The organism is Micromonospora sp. NPDC047793, assembly GCF_040642635.1.
Lineage (GTDB): Bacteria > Actinomycetota > Actinomycetes > Mycobacteriales > Micromonosporaceae > Micromonospora.
Window position 1 is genome coordinate 53,547 of record NZ_JBEYSG010000024.1, and the last position, 22,006, is coordinate 75,552.

23 protein-coding genes and 1 riboswitch are annotated in these 22,006 nt (G+C 72.8%); of the genes, 17 read left to right on the plus strand and 6 right to left on the minus strand.

The window, feature by feature from the left end; genetic code table 11:
- Positions 1 to 15: 15 nt before the first annotated feature.
- Positions 16 to 1,161 (plus strand): molecular chaperone DnaJ, encoded by a 1,146-nt coding sequence (dnaJ, locus tag ABZ738_RS29890; protein WP_131053814.1) that lies wholly within the window; start codon positions 16 to 18, stop codon positions 1,159 to 1,161.
- A 1-nt stretch (position 1,162) separates the two neighbouring features.
- A complete protein-coding gene (locus ABZ738_RS29895; RefSeq protein ID WP_357218654.1) occupies positions 1,163 to 1,897 on the plus strand; it encodes a 16S rRNA (uracil(1498)-N(3))-methyltransferase in 735 nt (244 codons plus the stop codon).
- Positions 1,898 to 2,046: 149 nt separating this feature from the next.
- Here the strand turns inward: ABZ738_RS29895 and ABZ738_RS29900 are convergent, their stop codons facing one another.
- Positions 2,047 to 2,808 (minus strand): SDR family oxidoreductase, encoded by a 762-nt coding sequence (locus tag ABZ738_RS29900; protein ID WP_357218657.1) that lies wholly within the window; start codon positions 2,806 to 2,808, stop codon positions 2,047 to 2,049.
- A gap of 92 nt (positions 2,809 to 2,900) precedes the next feature.
- On the opposite strand from ABZ738_RS29900, the gene ABZ738_RS29905 reads away from it, so the two are divergent.
- The 8 genes from ABZ738_RS29905 to ABZ738_RS29940 all read left to right on the plus strand — a co-directional run bounded on the left by ABZ738_RS29905 (position 2,901) and on the right by ABZ738_RS29940 (position 10,575).
- Positions 2,901 to 3,263 (plus strand): histidine triad nucleotide-binding protein, encoded by a 363-nt coding sequence (locus tag ABZ738_RS29905; protein ID WP_176095306.1) that lies wholly within the window; start codon positions 2,901 to 2,903, stop codon positions 3,261 to 3,263.
- A 29-nt stretch (positions 3,264 to 3,292) separates the two neighbouring features.
- Positions 3,293 to 4,639 carry a serine hydrolase domain-containing protein gene (locus ABZ738_RS29910; protein WP_357218707.1) on the plus strand — a complete coding sequence of 449 codons (1,347 nt, stop codon included), beginning with the start codon at positions 3,293 to 3,295 and terminating at the stop codon, positions 4,637 to 4,639.
- A gap of 223 nt (positions 4,640 to 4,862) precedes the next feature.
- Entirely contained in the window at positions 4,863 to 5,921 is a 1,059-nt protein-coding gene (locus ABZ738_RS29915) for a PhoH family protein (RefSeq protein ID WP_357218661.1), read from the plus strand.
- 15 nt (positions 5,922 to 5,936) lie between these two features.
- Complete coding sequence (gene ybeY, locus ABZ738_RS29920; protein ID WP_131053820.1) at positions 5,937 to 6,410, plus strand: rRNA maturation RNase YbeY; 474 nt, start codon at positions 5,937 to 5,939, stop codon at positions 6,408 to 6,410.
- Complete coding sequence (locus tag ABZ738_RS29925; RefSeq protein WP_176096024.1) at positions 6,386 to 7,792, plus strand: hemolysin family protein; 1,407 nt, start codon at positions 6,386 to 6,388, stop codon at positions 7,790 to 7,792. The genes ybeY and ABZ738_RS29925 overlap by 25 nt, the downstream gene beginning before the upstream one ends.
- On the plus strand, positions 7,785 to 8,162 hold the full coding sequence (locus tag ABZ738_RS29930) for a cytidine deaminase (protein ID WP_131053822.1): 378 nt from the start codon (positions 7,785 to 7,787) through the stop codon (positions 8,160 to 8,162). Before ABZ738_RS29925 ends, ABZ738_RS29930 begins: the two co-directional genes overlap by 8 nt.
- A gap of 46 nt (positions 8,163 to 8,208) precedes the next feature.
- Entirely contained in the window at positions 8,209 to 9,117 is a 909-nt protein-coding gene (gene era, locus ABZ738_RS29935; RefSeq protein WP_357218666.1) for a GTPase Era, read from the plus strand.
- Positions 9,118 to 9,288: 171 nt separating this feature from the next.
- Entirely contained in the window at positions 9,289 to 10,575 is a 1,287-nt protein-coding gene (locus ABZ738_RS29940) for an acyltransferase family protein (protein WP_357218669.1), read from the plus strand.
- Here the strand turns inward: ABZ738_RS29940 and ABZ738_RS29945 are convergent.
- Positions 10,562 to 11,461, minus strand: coding sequence for a DUF4097 family beta strand repeat-containing protein (locus tag ABZ738_RS29945; RefSeq protein WP_357218672.1), 900 nt, complete (start codon positions 11,459 to 11,461; stop codon positions 10,562 to 10,564). The two genes, ABZ738_RS29940 and ABZ738_RS29945, sit on opposite strands and share 14 nt — an antisense overlap.
- A 125-nt stretch (positions 11,462 to 11,586) precedes the next feature.
- On the opposite strand from ABZ738_RS29945, the gene recO reads away from it, so the two are divergent.
- From recO to ABZ738_RS29960, 3 genes are all read left to right on the plus strand, one after another.
- Entirely contained in the window at positions 11,587 to 12,429 is an 843-nt protein-coding gene (gene recO / locus ABZ738_RS29950; protein ID WP_357218675.1) for a DNA repair protein RecO, read from the plus strand.
- Between the two features lie 17 nt (positions 12,430 to 12,446).
- Positions 12,447 to 13,283, plus strand: a complete 837-nt coding sequence (locus ABZ738_RS29955) for an isoprenyl transferase (protein WP_176095301.1) — start codon at positions 12,447 to 12,449, stop codon at positions 13,281 to 13,283.
- Between the two features lie 64 nt (positions 13,284 to 13,347).
- Positions 13,348 to 13,533: a hypothetical protein gene (locus ABZ738_RS29960; protein ID WP_176095300.1), complete on the plus strand. Its 186-nt coding sequence runs from the start codon at positions 13,348 to 13,350 to the stop codon at positions 13,531 to 13,533.
- Positions 13,534 to 13,679: 146 nt separating this feature from the next.
- Here the strand turns inward: ABZ738_RS29960 and gndA are convergent, their stop codons facing one another.
- Positions 13,680 to 15,125: an NADP-dependent phosphogluconate dehydrogenase gene (gene gndA, locus ABZ738_RS29965; RefSeq protein WP_357218679.1), complete on the minus strand. Its 1,446-nt coding sequence runs from the start codon at positions 15,123 to 15,125 to the stop codon at positions 13,680 to 13,682.
- Between the two features lie 393 nt (positions 15,126 to 15,518).
- Here gndA and ABZ738_RS29970 point away from each other — a divergent pair, with 393 nt between their 5' ends.
- Positions 15,519 to 15,845 (plus strand): hypothetical protein, encoded by a 327-nt coding sequence (locus ABZ738_RS29970; RefSeq protein ID WP_131056464.1) that lies wholly within the window; start codon positions 15,519 to 15,521, stop codon positions 15,843 to 15,845.
- A gap of 90 nt (positions 15,846 to 15,935) precedes the next feature.
- Here the strand turns inward: ABZ738_RS29970 and ABZ738_RS29975 are convergent, their stop codons facing one another.
- The 3 genes from ABZ738_RS29975 to ABZ738_RS29985 all read right to left on the minus strand — a co-directional run bounded on the left by ABZ738_RS29975 (position 15,936) and on the right by ABZ738_RS29985 (position 18,855).
- Positions 15,936 to 16,736, minus strand: coding sequence for an energy-coupling factor transporter transmembrane component T (locus tag ABZ738_RS29975; RefSeq protein WP_131056466.1), 801 nt, complete (start codon positions 16,734 to 16,736; stop codon positions 15,936 to 15,938).
- Positions 16,733 to 18,190: an ABC transporter ATP-binding protein gene (locus ABZ738_RS29980; RefSeq protein WP_357218683.1), complete on the minus strand. Its 1,458-nt coding sequence runs from the start codon at positions 18,188 to 18,190 to the stop codon at positions 16,733 to 16,735. Before ABZ738_RS29980 ends, ABZ738_RS29975 begins: the two co-directional genes overlap by 4 nt.
- Positions 18,191 to 18,264: 74 nt before the next feature.
- On the minus strand, positions 18,265 to 18,855 hold the full coding sequence (locus tag ABZ738_RS29985) for an ECF transporter S component (RefSeq protein ID WP_131057735.1): 591 nt from the start codon (positions 18,853 to 18,855) through the stop codon (positions 18,265 to 18,267).
- 68 nt (positions 18,856 to 18,923) lie between these two features.
- Positions 18,924 to 19,029, minus strand: a riboswitch (TPP riboswitch).
- Between the two features lie 330 nt (positions 19,030 to 19,359).
- On the opposite strand from ABZ738_RS29985, the gene ABZ738_RS29990 reads away from it, so the two are divergent.
- Genes ABZ738_RS29990 through ABZ738_RS30000 form a run of 3 tightly spaced genes read left to right on the plus strand, consistent with a single transcriptional unit; the run spans position 19,360 to position 21,921 of the window.
- Entirely contained in the window at positions 19,360 to 20,301 is a 942-nt protein-coding gene (locus ABZ738_RS29990) for a permease (RefSeq protein WP_176096023.1), read from the plus strand.
- Entirely contained in the window at positions 20,298 to 21,080 is a 783-nt protein-coding gene (locus ABZ738_RS29995) for a TIGR03943 family protein (protein WP_131056897.1), read from the plus strand. Before ABZ738_RS29990 ends, ABZ738_RS29995 begins: the two co-directional genes overlap by 4 nt.
- 10 nt (positions 21,081 to 21,090) lie before the next feature.
- Entirely contained in the window at positions 21,091 to 21,921 is an 831-nt protein-coding gene (locus ABZ738_RS30000; RefSeq protein ID WP_357218688.1) for an alpha/beta hydrolase, read from the plus strand.
- Positions 21,922 to 22,006: the final 85 nt, after the last annotated feature.

Sequence of the window (22,006 nt, forward strand, 5' to 3'; positions counted from 1 at the left end):
AGGACACGGAACCCAGTGGCCAGGGACTACTACGGCATTCTCGGCGTGAGCCGAGGGGCCTCCGACGACGAGATCAAGCGCGCCTACCGCAAGCTGGCGCGCCAGTTCCACCCGGACGTGAATCCGGACCCGGAGGCCCAGGAGAAGTTCAAGGACATCAACGCCGCGTACGAGGTGTTGTCCGACGACCGGAAACGGCAGATCGTCGACCTCGGTGGCGACCCGCTCGCCCCGGGCGGCGGCGGTGCCGGTGGGCCGGGCGGCCCCGGTGGCGCCGGACCCTTCGTCGGCTTCCAGGACATCATGGACGCCTTCTTCGGCGGGGCCACCGGCGCCGGGCGTGGCCCGCGACCGCGTACCCGGCCCGGGGCCGACGCGATCCTGCGGCTCGAACTGGACCTGCAGGAGACCGCCTTCGGGGTCGAGGCACCGATCACGGTCGACACCGCCGTGCTCTGCACCACCTGCACCGGGGCCGGTACCGCCGCCGGCACCCACCTGGCCACCTGCGAGGCGTGCGGTGGTCGGGGCGAGGTGCAGTCGGTGCAGCGCACCTTCCTCGGCCAGGTGGTCTCCGCCCGGCCGTGCACGGTCTGCCAGGGCTACGGCACGACCATCCCGCACCCCTGCCCCACCTGCGCCGGTGACGGCCGGGTCCGCACCCGCCGCTCGCTGACCGTGAAGATCCCGGCCGGCGTCGAGGACGGGATGCGGATCCGCCTGGCGCAGCAGGGCGAGGTCGGCCCGGGTGGCGGCACCGCCGGTGACCTCTATGTGGAGATCCACGAGCGGCCGCACGACGTCTTCTCCCGCAAGGGCGACGACCTGCACTGCCGGGTCACCGTGCCGATGACCGCCGCCGCGCTCGGCACCCGGCTGACCATCAAGACGCTGGACAGCGAGGAGCCGGTCGACGTGAAGCCGGGCACCCAGCCGGGCAGCACGCTGCGGCTACGGGCCCGGGGCGTACCGCACCTGCGCGGTGCCGGTCGGGGCGACCTCTACGTCCACCTCGACGTGCGTACCCCGACCAAGCTCGACGCCGACCAGGAGCGGATGTTGCGGGAGTTCGCGGTGACCCGGGGCGAGGAGGTCGCCGAGCTCAGCAAGCAGGGCGGGTTCTTCTCCCGGATGCGCGACGCCTTCAACGGCCACGCCTGAGGTGTCCGCTCCGCTCTTCCTGGTCGAGTCGCTGCCCACCACCGACTCGACGGTGCTCGGCGGGCCGGAGGGCCACCACGCGGCCACCGTGCAGCGGCTCCGGGTCGGCGAGGAGCTGCTGCTCGCCGACGGTCGGGGCGGCACCGCCGAGGCGGTGGTCACCGCCGTCGGCCGGGGCACCCTCGACCTGGACATCACCGCTCGCGGGTACGTCGACGCGGCGCACCCGCGACTGGTGGTGGTGCAGGGCATCGCCAAGGGCGACCGGGGTGAGCTGGCCGTGCAGGCGATGACCGAGACGGGCGTGGACGAGATCGTCCCCTGGGCGGCGTCCCGCTCGGTGGTGCAGTGGCGCGGCGAACGAGGCGTACGCGCCCGGGCCAAGTGGGTGGCGACCGCCCGGGAGGCGGCGAAGCAGGCCCGTCGGGCGTGGCTGCCGGTGGTCGCCGGTGCCCCGGACGAGTCCGGCACGTCGGTGGCCCGCCGGATCGCGGGGGCCGCCGCCGGCTATGTGCTGCACGAGGAGGCGAGCGACCGGCTGACCACCGTCGAGTTGCCCGACCGGGGCGAGATCGTGCTGGTGGTCGGCCCGGAAGGCGGCATCACTCCGGCCGAGCTGGCGGCCTTCCAGGAGGCGGGCGCGCGTCCGGTCCGGCTCGGCCCGTCGGTGCTGCGTACCTCCACGGCCGGGGTGGCCGCGCTGGCCGTGCTCGCCACCCGACTGCTGCGCTGGTGACCGTCACCGGCCACGCCCGCGCGGCGAGGCCGGTACGCCCTGCCCGACGGGTCGTGGCCGGGCCGGGGTAATGCACCTCGGCCCCTTTGCTCTGCTTCAACGGACGCAACGGTTTGCGGCCGGACGCGGCGCTCTCCGGCCGGGGGTCTCTAGGTGCGCAGGTAGGAGGCGCCGTTGAGGTCCACGATGGTGCCGGAGGCCCACTCCGCCTCGGGGCTGGCCAACCAGTGCACCGCCGCCGCGATCTCCTCGGGGCGGGCCACCCGGTCGAACGGGCTCTGTGCCCGGACCGCGTCGCCGCGCGGCGACTTCAGGTGCTCGTTGGTCATGTCGGTCGCCACGAAACCGGGCGCGACCGTGGCGACCGCGATGCCGTACGGCGCCAGGGCCACCGCAAGCGACTGGGCCATCGCGTTGAGCCCGGCCTTGCTGGCCCCGTACGCCGGGTTGGCAGGCTCGCCCCGGAACGCGCCGCGCGACGATACGTTGACGATGCGCCCGCCGCCCGAGCGCATGTGCTGGGCCGCGCACCAGGCGGCGTTGGCGGCACCGAGCAGGTTGGTGTCGAGAATCTCGCGCCACCGTCTCTGCCACTGCTCGTAGCTGCTCTCGAAGACCGGGTGCGGTGGATCGGCCGGGCCGAACACCCCGGCGTTGTTGACGAGTACGTCGAGCCCGCCGAGTCGTTCCGCCGCCTCGTCCACCATCGCCCGTACCGCGTCGGGGTCGGCCAGGTCGGTGCGGACCACCAGATGGCCGTCGCCGGGAAGCGCGGCCCGCAACGCCTCGGCCAGGTCTGCCGAGTCGCGGTGGTGGATCGCCACCCGGTCGCCGGAGGCGGCGAACGCCGTGACCACCGCCCGTCCGATGCCGCGTGACCCACCCGTGACCAGTACCGCCCGCCCCGACATGCGCGCCATCCTGCCGCACCCGCCCAGATGTAAGGAAGGGACCCTTCCTATACACGAGGCGTTAGTAGGGGGCCCTTCCTTACACTGCCCCGGTGAGTACTCCTGACTGCCTGTTCTGCCGGATCGTCGCCGGGGAGATCCCGGCCACCGTGGTCCGCGAGACCCCCACCACGCTCGCCTTCCGCGACATCGACCCGAAGGCGCCGGTGCACGTCCTCGTCATCCCCAAGGAGCACTACGCCGACGTGGCCACCCTGGCCGCCGGCGATCCGGCGCTGGCCGGTGAGGTACTGGCCACGGCCGCCGCGGTGGCCGAGGACGAGGGGCTGCTCGGGGACGGCTTCCGGCTGATGTTCAACACCGGGGCGTACGGCGGTCAGGAGGTCTTCCACGTGCACGCGCACCTGTTGGGTGGTGCGCCGCTCGGGCCGATGCTGGCCCGGAGCGTGGCGTGACCACAGCCGCCACCGGTCGACTCGACCGGATGGTCCGGGAGGTCCAGGCGCGGGGACGGGTGCCGGCCGTGGCGGCGGCGGTGCACCGGGCGGACCGCCCGCTGTGGACGTGCGTGGTCGGCGGCACCGGCAACGACACCGCGCTGGACGAGGACACCCGGTTCCGGATCGGGTCGGTGACCAAGACGTTCACCGCCGTGCTCACCCTCCAGTGCCGCGACGACGGCCTGCTCGACCTCGACGACCCGCTGGACCGGCACCTGGACCTGCCGGCGCACGGCGAGCTGACCGTGCGCCGGTTGCTGTCGCACACCGCCGGCCTGCAACGGGAGCCGTACGGCGACGTCTGGGACACGTTGCGGGCGCCGGACGCCGACCGGCTGGTCGCCGAGCTGGCCCGGGCGGAGCGGGTGCTGCCGCCGGGTCGCCGCTACCACTACTCGAACCTGGGCATGGCGCTGCTGGGCCGGCTGGTCGGCCGGGTGCGGGGCGGGACCTGGGCCGAGGTGCTGACCGAGCGGGTGCTCACTCCGCTGGGGCTGACCGCGACCACGGTCGAGCCGGGTCCCCGCGCGGCGACCGGGTTCCTGGTGGACGCGTACTCCGACGAGGCGCGCCCGGAGCCGCCGACCGACTTCGGCGCGGTCGGGCCCGCCGCGCAGTTGTGGAGCACCGCCGGTGACATGGCCCGCTGGGCCGCGTACCTGGCCGACCCGGCGGCCCTGGACCCGACCGGCGGGGTGCTCGCGCCGGCCACGCTGGAGGAGATGCGCTGGCCGGTGACGGTCACCGACGAGACGACGTGGTCCGCCGGCTTCGGCCTGGGCCTGATCCTGGTGCCGCAGGGACAGCGGGTGGTGCACGTCGGGCACGACGGGGCGATGCCCGGGTTCCTGGCCGGGGTGTACGGCCGGCGGGGCGGCGAGGGGGCGCCCGCCGCGTTCGGCGCCGCCGTGCTGGGTTCCTCCGGTACCGCCGTGGACCTGCTGGAACTGCCGCACCGGCTGCTCGCCGCCGCGGTCGAGCACGACCCGGCCGACATCGTGCCGTGGCGGCCGGGCACGCCGGCCCCGGAGCACCTGCGAGGGCTGCTCGGCCGCTGGTGGGGCGAGGGTTTCGAGTACGTCTTCGGCTGGCACGACGGTGCCCTGCAAGCGCGGGGTGCCGGTGACCCGACGGAGAGGCCGCCGGCGGTCTTCGCACCGGTGCCGGAGCAGCCGGACGTGTTCCGGACGGTCTCCGGCCGGGAGGTAGGCGAACTGCTCCGGCTGACCCGGGACTCCGCCGGCGAGGTGGTCCGGATGCACTGGGCGACCTACCGGTTCACCCGACGGCAGGAGACCTTCGACGGGTACGACTTCCGGGCCGACGGCTGACTCTTTTGTCTACTTGTGCGCCAGTCGTCGGATCCCGTTGCGGTCACCGGTCCGCGCCGGGGTGGGCAGGCGCACCAGAGGGTCGCGACCGGCCGCCCCGAGGTAAATGGGCGGCGTGTCCCCGGCGGGGAAACGATACGATGGAGTCAACGTCCGCACGCCGTGGCAGCAGGCCCGGCGCCGAGATCGAGAGCAGGTGGCGCAGGGCCCCTCGGCCCGACCTATGACCGGCACCCCACCTCCCGACCCGCCCCGGGTGCAGACCAAGATCACGGTCCCCGACTCGAAGATCATGGTCAACCTCCTCGGCGCGGGTGACGAGATCCTGCGACTGGTCGAGCGCTCCGTGAACAGTGACGTGCACGTACGCGGCAACGAGATCACGATCACCGGTGCTCCCGCCGACAACGCCCTCGCCGAGCGGATCTTCAGCGAACTCCTCGAACTGATCGAGAAAGGCGAGACCCTGACCACAGACGCCGTCCGGCGTACCGTCGGCATGCTCGAACAGGGCGGCGCGGAGCGGCCCGCAGAGGTCCTGACGCTCAACATCCTGTCCCGGCGCGGGCGGACCATCCGCCCCAAGACGCTCGGGCAGAAGCGCTACGTCGACGCGATCGACGCGCACACCATCGTCTTCGGCATCGGCCCGGCCGGCACCGGCAAGACCTACCTCGCCATGGCGAAGGCGGTCCAGGCGTTGCAGGCCAAGCAGGTCAACCGGATCATCCTGACCCGACCGGCGGTCGAGGCGGGGGAGCGGCTGGGCTTCCTGCCCGGCACGCTCAACGAGAAGATCGACCCCTACCTGCGCCCGCTCTACGACGCGCTGCACGACATGCTGGACCCGGAGACCATTCCGAAGCTGATGGCGGCGGGCACCATCGAGGTCGCCCCGCTGGCGTACATGCGCGGTAGGACGTTAAATGACGCGTTCATCATTCTCGACGAGGCGCAGAACACCACGCCCGAGCAGATGAAGATGTTCCTCACCCGGCTCGGGTTCGGTTCCAAGATCGTGGTGACCGGTGACGTCACCCAGGTGGACCTGCCCGGCGGGACCACCAGCGGGCTGCGCGTGGTCCGGGAGATCCTGGAAGGCGTGCCGGACGTGCACTTCGCGCAGCTCTCCAGCGCCGACGTGGTGCGACACCGACTGGTCGGTGAGATCGTCGACGCGTACGCCCGGTGGGACGCCGAGCGCGAGAACCAGCAGGCCCAGGGCGTGCACGCGGTGGCCGGGCGCACTGCCCAGGGCAACCGCGCCGGCCGGCGCCGCTAGACCGAGGGAAGACAGTTGTCCATCGAGATCGCCAACGAGTCCGGTGTCGAGGTCGACACCGACGCCGTGCTCGCCGTCGCCCGGCACGCGCTCGACGAGATGGGGGTCAACCCCCTCGCCGAACTCTCCGTGCTGCTGGTCGACATCGACTACATGACCGAGCTGAACCATCGCTGGATGGGCGGCGACGGTCCGACCGACGTGCTCGCGTTCCCCATGGACGAGGGCAGTGTCGACCACGGGCCGGGGGAGAACGCCGCCGCCGGTGGCGAGCCGGCCCTGCTCGGTGACATCGTGCTCTGCCCGGAGGTGGCGGCGAAACAGGCCGCGACCGCCGGGCACGGTGCCGCCGACGAGCTGCACCTGCTCACCGTGCACGGCGTGCTGCACCTGCTCGGCTACGACCACGCGGAGCCGGAGGAGGAGCGGGAGATGTTCGGGCTCCAGGCCCGGCTGCTGTCCAGCTGGCGGTCGACCCGCTCCCGGTGATGGACACTGTGCTGGCCGCGCCCGCCACCGGCCTACCCGATCTGCAACTGCTCGTCTTCGCGGCCGGGCTGGTGGTGCTCGCCGGCCTGATCGCGATGACCGAGGCCGCCCTGGCCGCGGTCTCCCCGGCCCGCGCCGCCGAACTGGCCCGTGACGGAGCCCGGGGAGCCCGTACGCTCCAGGCGGTCGCCGGTGACGTGGTCCGGCACCTCAACCTCCTGCTGCTGCTCCGGCTGCTCGCCGAGCTGACCGCCACCACGCTGGTGGCGCTGGTCGCGGTGGACACCTTCGGCGCGGGCTGGCGGGCGGCACTGGTCACCGCCGGGGCGATGACCGTGGTCAGCTTCGTGGTGGTCGGCGTCGGTCCGCGTACCCTCGGCCGGCAGCACGCGTACGCGGTGGGTCGCTCGGCCGCGCCGCTGGTGCGCTGGCTGGGCCGGGTGCTCAACCCGCTGGCGTCGCTGCTGATCCTGATCGGCAACGCGGTGACGCCCGGGCGCGGTTTCCGCGAGGGACCGTTCGCCACCCAGGTCGAGCTGCGTGAACTGGTCGACCTCGCGGAGCAGCGGGGCGTGGTGGAGCACGGCGAGCGGCAGATGATCCACTCGGTCTTCGCGCTCGGCGACACCATCGCCCGCGAGGTTATGGTGCCCCGGACCGAGATGGTGTGGATCGAGTCGGGCAAGAACCTGTCCCAGGCGCTCGTGTTGTTCCTGCGCTCCGGGTTCTCCCGGATCCCGGTGATCGGCGAGAGCGTCGACGACGTGCTCGGCATCCTCTATCTCAAGGACCTGATCCGGCGTACCCAGGGCGGGGCCGCCGAGGACCGGCAGCTTCCGGTCGCCGAGCTGATGCGGCCGGCGACCTTCGTGCCGGAGTCCAAGCCCGTCGACGACCTGCTCTCCGAGATGCAGGCTGCCCGCAACCACCTGGTCATCGTGGTCGACGAGTACGGCGGCACCGGTGGTCTGGTCACCATCGAGGACATCCTCGAAGAGATCGTCGGGGAGATCACCGACGAGTACGACGTCGAGCGCCCGCCGATCGAGCAGTTGCCGGACGGCGCGGTGCGGGTCACCGCCCGGCTGCCGGTGGAGGCGCTCGGCGAGTTGTTCGACACCGAGCTGCCGCACGACGAGGTCGAGACGGTGGGCGGTCTGCTCGCCCAGTCCCTCGGCCGGGTGCCGATCCCCGGCGCCGAGGCGGAGGTGTCCGGCCTCCGGCTGATCGCCGAGGGCACCACCGGCCGCCGCAACCGGATCGACACGGTGCTGGTGCACCGGGTCGAGCCGTCCGACACGCAGGAGAACCCGGGTGGCGAGGCGACGGCCTCCCGGGGCGACACCGACCGATCCGAGGAGAGGCTGCCCGCCGATGCCTGAGTCACCCGCCGTGCCGACCGCCCTGCCCGCCGAGGCCGAACTGAGCGCCGAGGACGGCAAGCTGGTCATCCTCGCCCGGGGTGCCCGGGGTCGGGTGGGTGCCGTGGAGGGCGCGGCCGTCCGGGACCAGGACGGTCGCACGTACGCGGCGGCGAGCGTGTCGCTGCCCTCGTTGACGATCACCGCGCTCCAGTTGGCGGTCGCCTCGGCGGCTGCGGCGGGCGCCACGCGGCTGGAGGCCGCCGTGGTGGTGACCGAGGCGTCCACCCTGGACGGCGCCGGCTACGCGGCCGTACGCGACCTGGCCGCCGACGCCCCGGTGCACCTCGCCGCCCCCGACGGCACGGTCCTCGGCACGGTGACCGCATGAGCCGCGACCACGTCGGAGTGCCGGCATGAGCGAGCGGAGTGCGGGCATGAGCGCGAGGGACGCCGGTCCGGGCGAGCGGGACTACCGGGCCGGGTTCGCGTGTTTCGTGGGGCGGCCGAACGCCGGCAAGTCCACGTTGACCAACGCGATCGTCGGCCAGAAGATCGCCATCACCTCGAACAAGCCGCAGACCACCCGGCACGTCATCCGCGCGGTGCTGCACCGGCCGGACTCGCAGCTGGTGCTGGTCGACACGCCGGGTCTGCACCGACCCCGGACGTTGCTGGGGGAGCGGCTCAACGATCTGGTGCGGCAGACCTGGAGCGAGGTCGACGTGATCGGCCTGTGCATCCCGGCGGACGAGCCGGTCGGTCGTGGTGACCGGTTCATCACCGGGGAGTTGGCCGAGTTGAAGGCGACCGTGCTGGCGGTGGTCACCAAGACCGACCTGGTCGACAAGAAGCGGCTGGCCGAGCAGTTGCTGGCTGTCAGCGAGCTGGGCGAGTTCGCGGCGGTGGTGCCGGTCAGCGCGGTCTCCGGACACCAGGTGGACACCCTGGTCGAGGTGATGACGGGGTATCTCCCCGAGTCTCCTCAGCTCTATCCGGACGACATGCTCACCGAGGACCCGGAGCAGGTGCTGGTCGCCGAGCTGATCCGGGAGGCGGCACTGGAGGGCGTACGCGACGAGCTGCCGCACTCCATCGCCGTGGTGGTCGAGGAGATGTTCCCCGAGGGCCGTCTGATGAAGATCTTCGCCGACGTGTACGTCGAGCGGTCGAGCCAGAAGGCGATCGTGATCGGGCACCGTGGCGCTCGGCTGAAGGCGGTGGGCACTGCGGCCCGGCGGCAGATCGAGGAGCTGTTGGGCAGCCGCGTCTATCTCGACCTGCACGTCCGGGTGGCCAAGGACTGGCAGCGCGATCCGAAGCAGTTGCGCAAGCTCGGTTTCTGAACGGCTCCGACGCGTACCGGACGAAATGGACGACGAGCGCCTCAGCGTCTGATCGGTACCGGTCAGGCATATGGGAAGTTTCACTATACCGCTGGGTAGTTGGTCGTTTCCGCGACGCGCATCAGAGGGTAGGGAGGGTATGCCTCTGCCCCCGGACATAGATGCAGGCTGATGCGAAACCGTTACCTTGACCTGTTGCGTGCACTGGCCATCGTGCGGGTCGTCGTTTACCACGTCACTGGCTGGGCGTCGCTGACCGTGCTGTTCCCGGCGATGTCGGTGATGTTCGCGATGGCCGGGTCGCTGATGGCCGCCACGTTGTACCGGGTCGGCCCGTCGGCGGTGGGGCGGCGGCTGCGGCGACTGCTTCCGTCGCTCTGGGTGGTCGCCGCCATCTTCGTACCGGCGATGCTGCTCACCGGGCTGCCGCTGACCCCCAAGGTGTTGTTCTGGCTGTTCCCGGTCGTCGATCCACCGGCGAACTACTGGGGTGCGCTGGCGCTGAGCCCGATCTGGTACCTGCGGGACTACCTCTGGTTCGTGCTCGCCTCGCCGATCGCCATCTGGCTGTTCCGGCGGTTCCCGCTGCCCACCCTGCTCGCCCCCTACTTCCTGCTGATCTGCATCGAGTTCGGCATCTATCAGAACCCGCACGGCGTGCTGCGCGAGTTCGGCCTCTACTTCGGCGCGTGGCTGCTGGGCTTCGCCCACCAGGCGGGCATGCTGCGCCGGATGACGAACCGGGTGCTGGTGCCGGTCGTCCTGACGCTTGCGGCGACCGGCGGCGCCTGGATCCTCGCCAATCCCGGCCCGCGTGGTTACGACCTGAACGACATCCCGCTCGGCAACGCCCTCTGGTCGGCCGCGTTCATCCTGGTGGCGCTCGGCCGGGCGCCGTCGGCCGCAGCCTGGGTGGACCGCAACGAGATGGTCGGGCGGGCGGTCACCGTGCTGAACCGCCGGGCGCTGACCGTCTATCTCTGGCACATGGCCTTCGTGGTCGCGCTCACGCCGCTGGTGGACGTGGTCGGCTGGTCGCACCAGAACCTGCTGGGTCAGGCGATCCGGGTGGTCCTGGTCTTCGCCCTGGTGGGCGTGGTGACCGCGGCGTTCGGGTGGGTCGAGGACGTGGCGGCGCAGCGTCCACCGGAGCTGATCCCCGGGGGACGCCCGTCGCCGTCCACCCGTCCGAAGGCCGCGCTGCATCGGTCGGAGAGCGACCAGACCCCGCTCGGAGGTCCGGTCACGGGCCGACCACCGGCCGGTCCGGACCGGCCCGGCGGGAGGGTGCCGACCGGTGGCGGGCATGCCGACCGGGGGCCGTCCACCGGTGCCGAACCGTGGACCGGCGGGGAGCAGCCGGTCGGTGCCGGCCACGCCGCAGGTCGGGCCGACCCGCGACGGGAGGAGTCCGTGCCGGGCCCCCGTGGGCCCAGTGGCGGCGTCAGCGGGAAGTGACGGCGAGATCGCCGCTACCGGTCGCGACGTCGAGCACGAGCTTCGCGGTGGGGTCGTGCGGTACGCCGAGGTCGGCCGAACCCGAACCGACCGACGAGACCACCTGGTACGCGCCGGCCGGCACGGTCAACTCGACGTGACCGCTGGATGCGTGCGCGCGGGCGGAGGCGGGTCGATTCAGCTTCACGGTGACGTTGCCGGACCGCGCCTCCGCGTCCACCTCGCCACCGAGCCGGTTCGCGGTGATGCTGCCGGACCCGCTGCGGAGCACCACCGGCTCGGTCACGTCGTACACCTCGATGTTGCCGGAGCCGGACTCCACCCTGACCGGGCCGGCGGCGCCGGCCACCCGGACGTCGCCGGAGCCGACGGTGACCTCCACCGTGCCGACCCGGCTCAGGTCGACCTCGCCCGAGCCGGTCTCGCCCCGCACACTGACCCCCTCGCCGGTGGTGACCTCGTAGGAGACGCTGCACCGGTTGCCGCAGGAGGTGTCCAGCACCAGTTCGGTGCCGGTGATCTCGTATGACGTACGCGGCTGGTTGCCCTGGTAGCGCACCACGCGCTTGATGCGGACGCCGTCCACTCCGCCGTCGGCGCGGACCACCACGTCACCGGCGCCGGGCAGGAGCCGGATCGCGGTGATCCGGGTGGACTCGGTGGTGTCGAAGTCCAGCCGGCCGAAGGAGAGGTTGTCACACCCGGCGAGGACGATCAGGGCGGTGGCCGCGACCGCCGCCACGGTGGCTCGACGGCCGGTGATGCGACGTGTGGTGACGCCCCGGCGGGTAGCGTCGGCCGGGTGTGCGGTGGCCGCCGGGGGTGCGGCGGCGGCCGGGCGCGGGGTGGCGGTCCGGCGCGCCGGGGTGGTCAGGTGCAGAGCCATGCCGAGCACGCTACGTCCGGTGCCGGCGGCGCACATCGGGGTAAGAAGGCCCGCCGACCCCGAGCGGACCCTGAGATCCGACCCGGGGGCAGACCCGAGTTCCGGCGGGGAGGGAGAATGGCGCGATGGCCGGGTACCGCCGACAGCTCTACCGCGACGACGCGGTGGTGCTGCGTGTGCAGAAACTCGGCGAGTCGGACCGGATCATCACCCTGCTCACCCGGCGGCACGGCCGGCTGCGCGCGGTCGCCCGGGGGGTACGCCGCACCACCTCGAAGTTCGGCGCCCGGCTGGAACCCTTCGGCCACGTCGACCTGCAACTCGCCGGTGACCCCAAGGGCGAGCTGGGCAGCTCGCTGCACAGCGTCAGCCAGGTCGAGGGGATCGATCTGTACGGCAAGCGGTTCCTCGGTGACTACCCCCGCTACACCGCGGCCAGCGCCATCGCCGAGACCGCCGAACGCCTCACCCCGGTGGAGCGGGAGCCGTCGCTGCGGCTGTTCCAGCTCACCCTGGGCGCGCTCAAGGCACTGTCCGAGGGCACCCACGCGACGACGCTGGTGCTCGACGCGTACCTGCTGCGCGGGATGGCGCTGGCCGGTTGGGCACCGGCACTGACCGCCTGCGCGGTCTGTGGTACTCCCGGGCAGCACCGGGCCTTCTCCGTACCGGCCGGAGGCGCGGTCTGCCCGGACTGCCGCCCGCCCGGCGCGGCCCATCCCGCCCCGGCCACGATCGACCTGATGTACGCCCTGACCACCGGTGACTGGCGGGTCGCCGACGCCACCGAGACCGGCGTACGCCGGGAGTGCAGTGGCCTGGTCGCGGCGCACCTGCAGTGGCACCTGGAGCGCGCGCTACGCTCGCTGCCGCTGGTGGACCGGGGCGGTCCGGCCACCGGCACGGTCCGACCCGGTGGCGGACGCGCCGGGGCGGCCCCGCCGCGCGACCCGGCCGGCGAGGGCTGACGCCCGACCGGGCGTCGATGGAGTCGAGCAGGGAGAGCCGAGTGATCCGATCCACCAGGGCCGTCCGGCGCGCGCCGGTGCCCCCGACGCCGCACCCGTCGGGCGCCCGACCTCCGGCGCTGCCGTCGGAGGCGGTGCCCCGGCACGTCGCCGTGGTGATGGACGGCAACGGCCGCTGGGCCAAGGAGCGCGGGCTGCCCCGCACCAAGGGCCACGAGGCGGGGGAGTTCTCCCTCTTCGACACCGTGGAGGGCGCCATCGAGATGGGCATCCCCTACCTGTCGGCGTACGCCTTCTCCACCGAGAACTGGCGACGCTCGCCGGACGAGGTGCGCTTCCTGATGGGCTTCAACCGGGACGTCATCCGCCGTCGCCGCGACCAGCTCGTCGACCTCGGGGTGCGGGTGGTCTGGTCGGGCCGGTCCGGACGGTTGTGGAAGAGCGTCATCTCCGAGTTGCAGACCGCCGAGGAGATGTCCCGGGGGAACTCGACGCTGACGCTCCAGTTCTGCGTCAACTACGGCGGGCAGGCGGAGATCGCCGACGCCGCCGCCGCGATCGCCCGGGACGTGGCCGCCGGCCGACTGGACCCGGGCAAGGTCAACGAGAAGACCATCGAGCGGTATCTCTACCACCCCGAGGTGCCCGAGGTGGACCTGTTCCTGCGGCCCTCCGGCGAGCAGCGCACCTCGAACTTCATGCTCTGGCAGAGCGCGTACGCGGAGCTGGTCTTCCTGGACACGCTCTGGCCCGACTTCGACCGCCGCCACCTCTGGTACGCCTGCGAGCTGTACGCCCAACGGGACCGCCGATTCGGCGGTGCGCTGCCCAACCCGGTGGCCCCGACGGTCTGACGCTTAACGGCGGACCGGAGTGGGTATCAGTGTCGTCAGCAGCCACTGACGGAGGTGAACCCACATGATGCGCAAGCGTGTCGCCCAGTGGGCGGTGATGGCCGTTGCGGTTCCGTTGGCGGCCGCCGGTGCCCGCCGGCTCAGCCACTCGATGGAATCCCGGCGGGGCCCGTCCCGGGCCAGTCGCCTGCTCACGCAGGGAGCGGACCTGATCCGCCCGCAGAAGGCCCGGCGTCGCCGCTTCTTCTGACTGACGTACACGACGCCGCCCCTGGCTCCACGTGGAGCCAGGGGCGGCGTCGTATATGGCGGGTGTGCGTGTAAGGAGGGGTCCCCTGCTAACGCCTGGTGCATAGCAGGGGACCCTTCCTAACGCGGAAGACCGGCGGGAAGACGTCAGGCCGGGGTCTCGGCGCGGTCGGGGGTGGCCCACAGGGTGTGGAAGGAACCGTCGCGGTCGACACGGCGGTAGGTGTGCGCGCCGAAGTTGTCCCGCAGGCCCTGGATGAGCGCGGCCGGGAGACGCTGCGCGCGCAGCGCGTCGAAGTAGGCCAGCGACGAGGCGAACGCGGGTGCCGGCACGCCGACCCGGGCCGCCTCGGCCACCACCCGCCGCCAGCTCGGCACACCGTCGCGCACGGTGTCCGCGAACCACGGCGCCACCAGCAGCGTGGGCAGCTCCGGCTGCTCGTCGTAGGCCTGCTTGATGCGGTCCAGGAAGCGGGCCCGGATGATGCAGCCGCCCCGCCAGATCTTCGCCGTGCCGCCCAGGTCGATGTCCCAGTCGTACTCGGCGCTGCCGGCCCGGATCTGGTCGAAGCCCTGCGCGTACGCCACGATCTTGGAGGCGAGCAGCGCCCGGCGTACGTCCTCGATGAACGCCTCGCGGTCGGCGACCTGCCACTTTTCCCCGGAGTCCGGGAACGCCCGCACTGCGGCCTCACGCTGGTCGACGTGACCGGAGAGCGACCGGGCGAACGTCGCCTCGGCGATGCCGGTGATCGGGATGCCCAGGTCGAGGGCGATCTGGACGGTCCACCGGCCGGTGCCCTTCTGCTCGGCCCGGTCCTGCACCACGTCCACGAACGCCTCGCCGGTGGCGGCGTCGGTGTGCGCCAGCACGTCGGCGGTGATCTCGATCAGGAAGGACTCCAGCTCGCCGGAGTTCCACTCCCGGAAGATCTCCGCGAGTTCCGACGGGGTCGCGCCCAGTCCGGCGCGCAGCAGGTCGTACGCCTCGGCGATGAGCTGCATGTCGGCGTACTCGATGCCGTTGTGGACCATCTTCACGAAGTGCCCGGCACCGTCCGGCCCCACGTGCTCGCAGCAGGGCTCGCCCTCGACCTGCGCGGCGATCTTCTCGAAGATCGGCCCGAGCTTGCGGTACGACTCGGCCGACCCGCCCGGCATGATGCTCGGCCCCCAGAGGGCGCCCTCCTCGCCGCCGGAGACGCCGGTGCCGACGAAGTGCAGGCCCTTGGTCCGCAGCGCCTCCTCCCGGCGACGGGTGTCGGCGAAGTGCGCGTTGCCGCAGTCGATGATGATGTCGCCCTCTTCGAGCAGCGGCACCAACTCGTCGATCACCGCGTCGGTGGGGCCGCCCGCCTTGACCATGACGATCACCGCGCGCGGGCGCTCCAGCGCGGCGACGAAGTCCGCCAGGGACTCCGTCGGCACGAAGGTGCCCTCGTCGCCGTGCTCGGCCACCAGCGACCGGGTCCGTTCCGGCGAGCGGTTGTGCAACGCCACGGTGAACCCGTTGCGGGCCAGGTTCCGGGCCAGGTTCCGACCCATCACCGCCAGCCCGGTCACACCGATCTGCGCCGTAGCCCGATCCGCCATCCTCGTCGCCACCTTCCGCCGTCTACCTGTAGTGCTGCGACGGTATCGCGGCCGGCCCCCGGACCGCGCCGTCCCCCCACCGCTGGTCATCAGGTGGTCGCGTAGCGCACGGCACCGGGTTGCCGATAATTCGGATGCGTTCCGCTCTCCGGCCGGATAGCATGCGGGCATGCGCTACTGACACCCGCTTCATCGAGCCGGTCCGCCGCCCCTGTGGCCGTGGACCCGTCGCTTCCGGGTGTCCGCGCGTCCTTCTCGTCGCCGTTGACGCGACGTCCTCCGTGGCCGCTCCGGAACGACCTTCCGCTGATCCCGCCCGACCGCCGTCCGGCGGTCCCCACCGACGGCGGTGGCGTGGCGTACGCGCCGACACCGCCGAGCGAGGAGGCTCCGATGCCTGCCAGCCGTAAACCGAAGAAGTCCCGTGGTGCCGCCCGGGTGTCCACGGTGACGCCGCCCCACGTCGACGCGTCGACCGACGCGGTCACCCCACCGCTCGGACTGCCGCCCCTGGTAGGGCCCTCCGCCGGGCTCACGTCCCCGGCGGCGCCGTTGCCTCCGGTCGACACGTCCAGGTCGGACCTCGAGGACCGGGAGCCGCCGGGCGCACCGCCCGCGCCGACCACCGGTCCGACAGCCTCCGGCCGGGGCAAGGGGGTCCGTTCCGACCGTGGACAGCGTGTCGGAGCGGGCCGGCAGTACGCCTTCCGGCGCAAGTGAGCGACCGGGGCACCGTACGGTGTGGCTGAAAGGTGGGTGGATCTGTTGTCGCTCCGACGACAACAGATCCACCCACCTCCGGCCCGCGGCTCAGCCGATCAGCGGACGGAAGGTGCCGAGCGCGACGCTGACGCCCAACGCGGCGGCGGCCAGCGTCGCCGCGACGACCATCAGCAGCCAGTCGGCCGCGCCGAAATACTGCCAGCGGGCGACGGTACGCGGCACTCCCGCGTCGAAGCCGCGCGCGTCCATCGCGACCGCCAGCCGGGTGCCCCGGCGGATCGCGCCGACCAGCAGCGTGAACGCGGTGGAGACGAAGAGCCGCAGTTTCGCCACCGGGTTGCGTCCCGCCTCGACACCACGTGCCCGGCGGGCCATGACGATCATCTGCCACTCCTGCCCGAGCAACGGGAGCAGCCGGAACGCCGCCAGCGCGCCGATCGCGAACCGGGCCGGTGCGCGGGCGTTCTGCACCAGCGCGTCGGCAAGGTCGGTCGGATCGGTGGTGGCGAAGACGATCACGCCGGGCAGTGCCACCGCGAACAGCCGCAGCACCAGGCCGAGCGCGGTGAGCAGCACCGCCGAGGTGACCACGACCGGTCCGGCGTCGAGCAGGACCCGGCCCGAGCGGTCCGCGGCGAAGAGCACCAGCGTCACCAGTACGCCGACGGCGGCGGCGAGCAACGGCCACACCCGGCGGAGCAGCACCCGGTAGCGCACGCCGAACAGCGGCAGGACCGCCAACTCGATCGCGATCGCGATCGCCGGTGCGACCGGGTCCAGTGTCGCCAGCAGCGGAAACGCGAACAGCAGCGCCGCCGCCAGCTTGGCCACCGGATTGCGCCGGGCCAGTGGCGCGTCCGGCCGGGCGACCGGTTCGAAGTCGATCATCGGTCCGCCGCCGGAGAAGACGACGGGGCCTCGGCGGCCGGTGGGCGCGTCAGCGTCAGCGTCCGGTCGGCGAGCGCGGCGACGAACTCGGCGTCGTGGGTGACCGTCACCAGGGCGTGACCGGCGTCGCGTAGCTCCGCGAACAGGTCCACCAGCTCCCGCCAGGTGCGTCGGTCCTGGCCGAAGGTGGGCTCGTCGCAGATCAGCAGCCGGGGCGCGGTGGCCAGGGCGGTCGCGACGCTCAGCCGCCGCGCCTCGCCGCCGGAGAGGGTGTACGGGTTCGCCCCGGCCAGGCGGTCCAACCGCAGCCGTTGCAGCAACTCGTCGACGCGTCGGCGGACCGCCGTCTCGGTGGCGCCGGTCCGTCGGGGGCCGAGTGCCAGTTCGTCGAAGACCGTGCCGGTGACAAACTGGTGTTCCGGGTCCTGGAACACCGAGCCGATCCGGCGGGCCAGCGCGGGTGCCCGCCACCGGTGCGGTGGGGTGCGGGCGTCGGCCCCGGCCAGCTCGACGCCGGCCGCCAGCCGCCCGGTGCCCGGCTTGAGCAGCCCGCCGAGCAGCACCGCGAGGGTGGACTTGCCGACGCCGTTGGGGCCGAGCACGGCGAGTGCCGCTCCGGCGCGTACCGCCAGGTCGGTGGCGGCCAGCCGGGGCGGGTGGCCGAGCCGGTCGGCGGTGAGCAACACCTCGCCGGGGCCGGTGGTGGCCCGGCGCGGCGGGATCTGGCGGCCGGGCACCCAGACGCCGTCGGCGGCGAGGGCGTCGCCGTGGGCGGCGAACACGGCCTCCGGCGGGCCGTCGACGCGGACGCCGCCACCGGCGTCGAGCACCACCACCCGGTCGACCAGCGGCAGGGCGTCGGCCACCCGGTGCTCGACCAGGATCAGGGTGGTGTCGCCGTCGACCGCGCGGCCCACGGCGGCACGGACCAGGTCGGCCCCGGCCGGGTCGAGGTTGGCGGTGGGTTCGTCGAGCAGCAGCAGGTGGGGACGGAGCGCGAGCACGCCGGCCAGGGCGAGCCGCTGCTGTTCGCCGCCGGAGAGCGCGGCGGTGGGGCGGTCGCGGGGGTACGGGAAGCCGACCCGGCGCAGCGCCTCGTCCACCCGGGGCCAGATCTGCGTGGCGGGTACGCCCCGGTTCTCCAGCCCGAACGCCACGTCGTCGCCGCTGCGGGCCATGACGAGCTGGGACTGCGGATCCTGGAAGACGATGCCGACCCGTTCGCGGGTATCGGCGGGCGGCCGGCCGTCGATCTCGATGCTGCCCTCCCGCTCGCCGGAGTCCTCCGGCAGCAGCCCGGCCAGCGCGGCGAGCAGGGTGCTCTTGCCGGCGCCGGAGGGCCCGAGCAGCAGCAGCCGCTCGCCTCGGCGTACCCGCAGGTCCACGCCGCGCACCGCCCAGGCGTGCCGCCCGGCGTGGCGCCAGCCGAAGCCGCGCAGCCGCACCTCACCCATCCGCCACCCCCGCTTTCGTCCCCGACCCGCCGGTGGCCCGGTGGAGCCGGTCGGACCGGCTCCACCGGGCGTGGTCAGACCAGGTTCCGCTCGCGACCGGCGGGGAAGCGGTCCAGGACGCCGGTGCCGGCGAGCGCCTTGGTGAGCGCGTAGCCGCCGGCACCGGCGATCACGGTGGCGCTGAGCACGGTGAGCAGCGCGTACGGGATGCGGTAGGTGCCCAGCTCGTACGCGGCGTTCCAGGTGAAGAAGTCGAACAGGGCGGCGCCGAGGCCGGTCATCGCGCCGGCGAGCAGCGCCGTCGGCAGCCGGAACGAGCGGTACCGGAAGGCGGCGAAGGCCATCTCCGCCCCGAGGCCCTGGATCAGGCCCTGGACGATGGTGACACCGCCCCACTCGGAGCCCAGCAACGCGGAGACCGTCGCCGCGACCGCCTCGCAGAACAGCGCGGCACCCGGCTTGCGGATCACCAGCCCGCCGAGCACCGCCGGGACCAGCCAGACGCCGTACATGACGGCCTGGCTGGCCGGGAAGAAGGCGAAGGCCGGGTCGACCGCCCGCCAGAGCAGGCCCCAGGCCCAGAAGATGACACCGAAGCCGACGGCGATCACCGCGGCCACGACGATGTCGACGGTGCGCCACCGGGTGGTGGTCGGTTGGCTCATGAGTGCTCCCAGTCCAGTGTCGAACCAGGCAAGACGCACGCCGCGTCCGGCGTGGCCGGGCGTGGCGGGCTGGAGGTGGACCGAACTCCCTGCGCTGGCATTACCCAGATCAGGTACGGAGGGTCTGCGGGCGGACCCGCACTCTCAGCGCTGTGCGCTCCCCTGTCGGAGGTGGTGTTGTCCCGCCGACGCTAACACCTTCGAAGATCGACGGACAATGTGATCTACGCAGGTCATGCCGGTTGCCGACGACCGTTGGTTCCGGAGGCGCCCACCGGGCGGGGGAACCCGCCCGGTTTCGTGACATCCATCGACGTCATCGGCTCCGGACGGTAATCTCAGGCCGCCGATCCACGAGGGCCGAGAGGCGGCAGGGTGAGCACAGACACGGACCATGCCGTGCCGGCCGGTGAACCGGAGGGTCGTCCGACGGGCGTGGCCACCGAGGAACGTCCGGCCGGGCCGGGCGGCGGCGAGCCGCCCCGACGTTGGCTCGGCGACCGGATCGGTTCGGTGGAGATCCTGGCGGCGCTGCTGGTCCTGCTGATCATCTTTCGTGATCCGTTGGCCGGGGCGCTCGACGATCCCCGCATCCAGACGTGGACCACCGTGTTCGTCTCGATCATGGTGCAGGCGGTGCCGTTCCTGGTCTTCGGCATCCTCCTCTCCGCCGTGATCGCCGTCTTCGTACCCCGGTCGTTCTGGGCCAGGGCGTTGCCCCGGCACCCGGCGCTCGCGGTGCCGGCGGCCAGCGCGGCCGGTGTGGTGCTGCCGGGCTGCGAGTGCGGGTCGGTGCCGATCGCGGGCTCGCTGATCCGCCGGGGCGTCACGCCGGCGGCGGCCCTGGCCTTCCTGCTGGCCGCCCCGGCGGTCAACCCGATCGTGCTCGTCGCCACGGCGGTCGCCTTCCCCAACAATCCGGAGATGGTCCTCGCCCGGGGGGTCGCCAGCCTGATCGTGGCAATGATCATGGGGTGGCTCTGGCTGCGGCTCGGTCGCACCGAGTGGATCAAGATGCCGCGTCGCCCGGAGCTGGACGATCCCCGGCGGAGCCGGGCCTTCTGGGCCGCCGTCCGGCACGACGTCACCCACGCCGGTGGCTTTCTGGTGCTCGGCGCGATGGCCGCCGCCAGCATCAACGTGCTGGTGCCGGAACGCTGGCTCCAGACCCTGGCGGACAACGCCTGGCTGTCGATCCTGGCGCTGGCGCTGCTGGCCGTCCTGCTCTCGCTCTGTTCCGAGGCGGACGCCTTCGTCGCGGCCTCGCTGTCGCAGTTCTCCCTCACGTCCCGACTGGTCTTCCTGGTGGTGGGGCCGATGGTCGACCTCAAGCTGATCTCGATGCAGGCCGGTGTCTTCGGCCGGCGGTTCGCCTTCCGGTTCGCGCCGGCCACGTTCGCGGTCGCCCTGCTGATGGCCACCGGAGTCGGGATGGTGCTGCTGTGAATCGACAGGCGCAAGCGGTGATCCTGCTGCTACTCGGCGGGGCGGTGATCCGGGCCAGCGTCACCGACCTCTATCTGCGGTACGTCAAGGAGGGCCTGCGCCCGTTCCTGATCGCCGCCGGTCTGCTGCTCGTGGTCGCCGCGGTGATGACCCTCTGGCACGAACTGCGTCCCTCCGCGCCCCGCGCGACGGCCCCGACCGGCGGCGGGTCCACCGGCCCGGTGGGCGGTCCCGCCCCGGTGGCGACGGGCCAGACCGACGAGCACGACGACCACGGCCACCACGAGCCCCGGATCGGCTGGCTGCTCATCCTGCCCGTGCTCGGGCTGCTGCTGGTCGCCCCGCCGGCCCTCGGGTCGTACGCGGCGGGGCAGGCCGGCACCGCGCTGAACGCCCCCCGCGAGTCCGACTACCCGCCCCTGCCGGACGGCGACCCGGTGCAGGTCAGCGTGCTCGACTACGCCTCCCGGGCACTGTTCGACCGGGGCACCTCGATCGGTGACCGGCGGGTGGTCCTCACCGGGTTCCTCGCCACCGGTGCCGGTGGCGAGCCGATCCTCGCCCGGATGGTGCTCTCCTGCTGCGCCGCCGACGGTCGGCCGATCAAACTCGGGCTCACCGGTGACGTGCCGGTCGGGCTGCCCAACGACAGTTGGGTCGAGGTGGTCGGCCGCTACAGCGACCGGATCGGCCGGGACCCGGTCAACGACGCCGAGATCCCGTACCTGGAGATCGAGTCGTGGCGGCAGGTGCCGGTGCCCAAGCGTCAGTACGAGTAGCGTTCCGGACATGCAGGTCGACGCCCGAGGTCTACGGTTCGAGATCCACCCCGGCGGCCCCGACTCGGGTGACCCGGTGCTGCTGCTGCACGGCTTCCCCCAGCACTCGGGCGAGTGGGACGCGCTGGCGCCCGTCCTGCACGGCGCGGGCCTGCGCACGTACGCGCTGGACCAGCGGGGCTACTCGCCGCAGGCGCGGCCGACCGAGGTGGCGGCGTACCGGCTGGGGGAGTTGGTCGCCGACGCGGTGGCGGTGCTCGACGCCCTCGGCGTGACGCGGGCGCACGTGGTCGGCCACGACTGGGGCGCCATCGTCGCCTGGGCGCTCGCCGCCGGCCACCCCGACCGGGTACGCACGCTCACCGCGGTCTCCGTGCCGCACCCGGCCGCCATGGCGCACGCGTTGGCCCACGACCCGCAGCAGAAGGCGCGCTCGGCGTACATGCTGCTGTTCCGGCAGCAGGGCATGGCCGAGAAGACGCTGCTGGCCCTCGACGCACTCGGGTTGCGGCGGCTGTTGCGCGACGTCGGTGACGACGCCCGGGTGGCCGCGTACGCCGACCCGCTGCGCGAACCGGGCGCGCTCACCGCGGCGCTGAACTGGTACCGGGCGATGTCCCGCTCCGAGCTGGCGGCGGTCGGCCCGGTGTCGGTACCGACCACCTTCGTCTGGAGCGACCGTGACGTCGCCATCGGACGGACCGCCGCCGACGCCTGCGCCGCACACGTGACCGGTGACTACCGTCTCGTCGAGCTGTCCGGCGTCAGCCACTGGATCCCGGACGAGGCGCCCACGCCGTTGGCCGAGGCGATCCTGGCCCGCGCCCGCCCGACCGCCTGACGGGCCGCCCGACCGGCCGGACGGCTGTACGGGCCGTGCGGGAAGCTGGTCGGGGTCGTCGGGTGGCGGCGATCCGAGGGAGGCG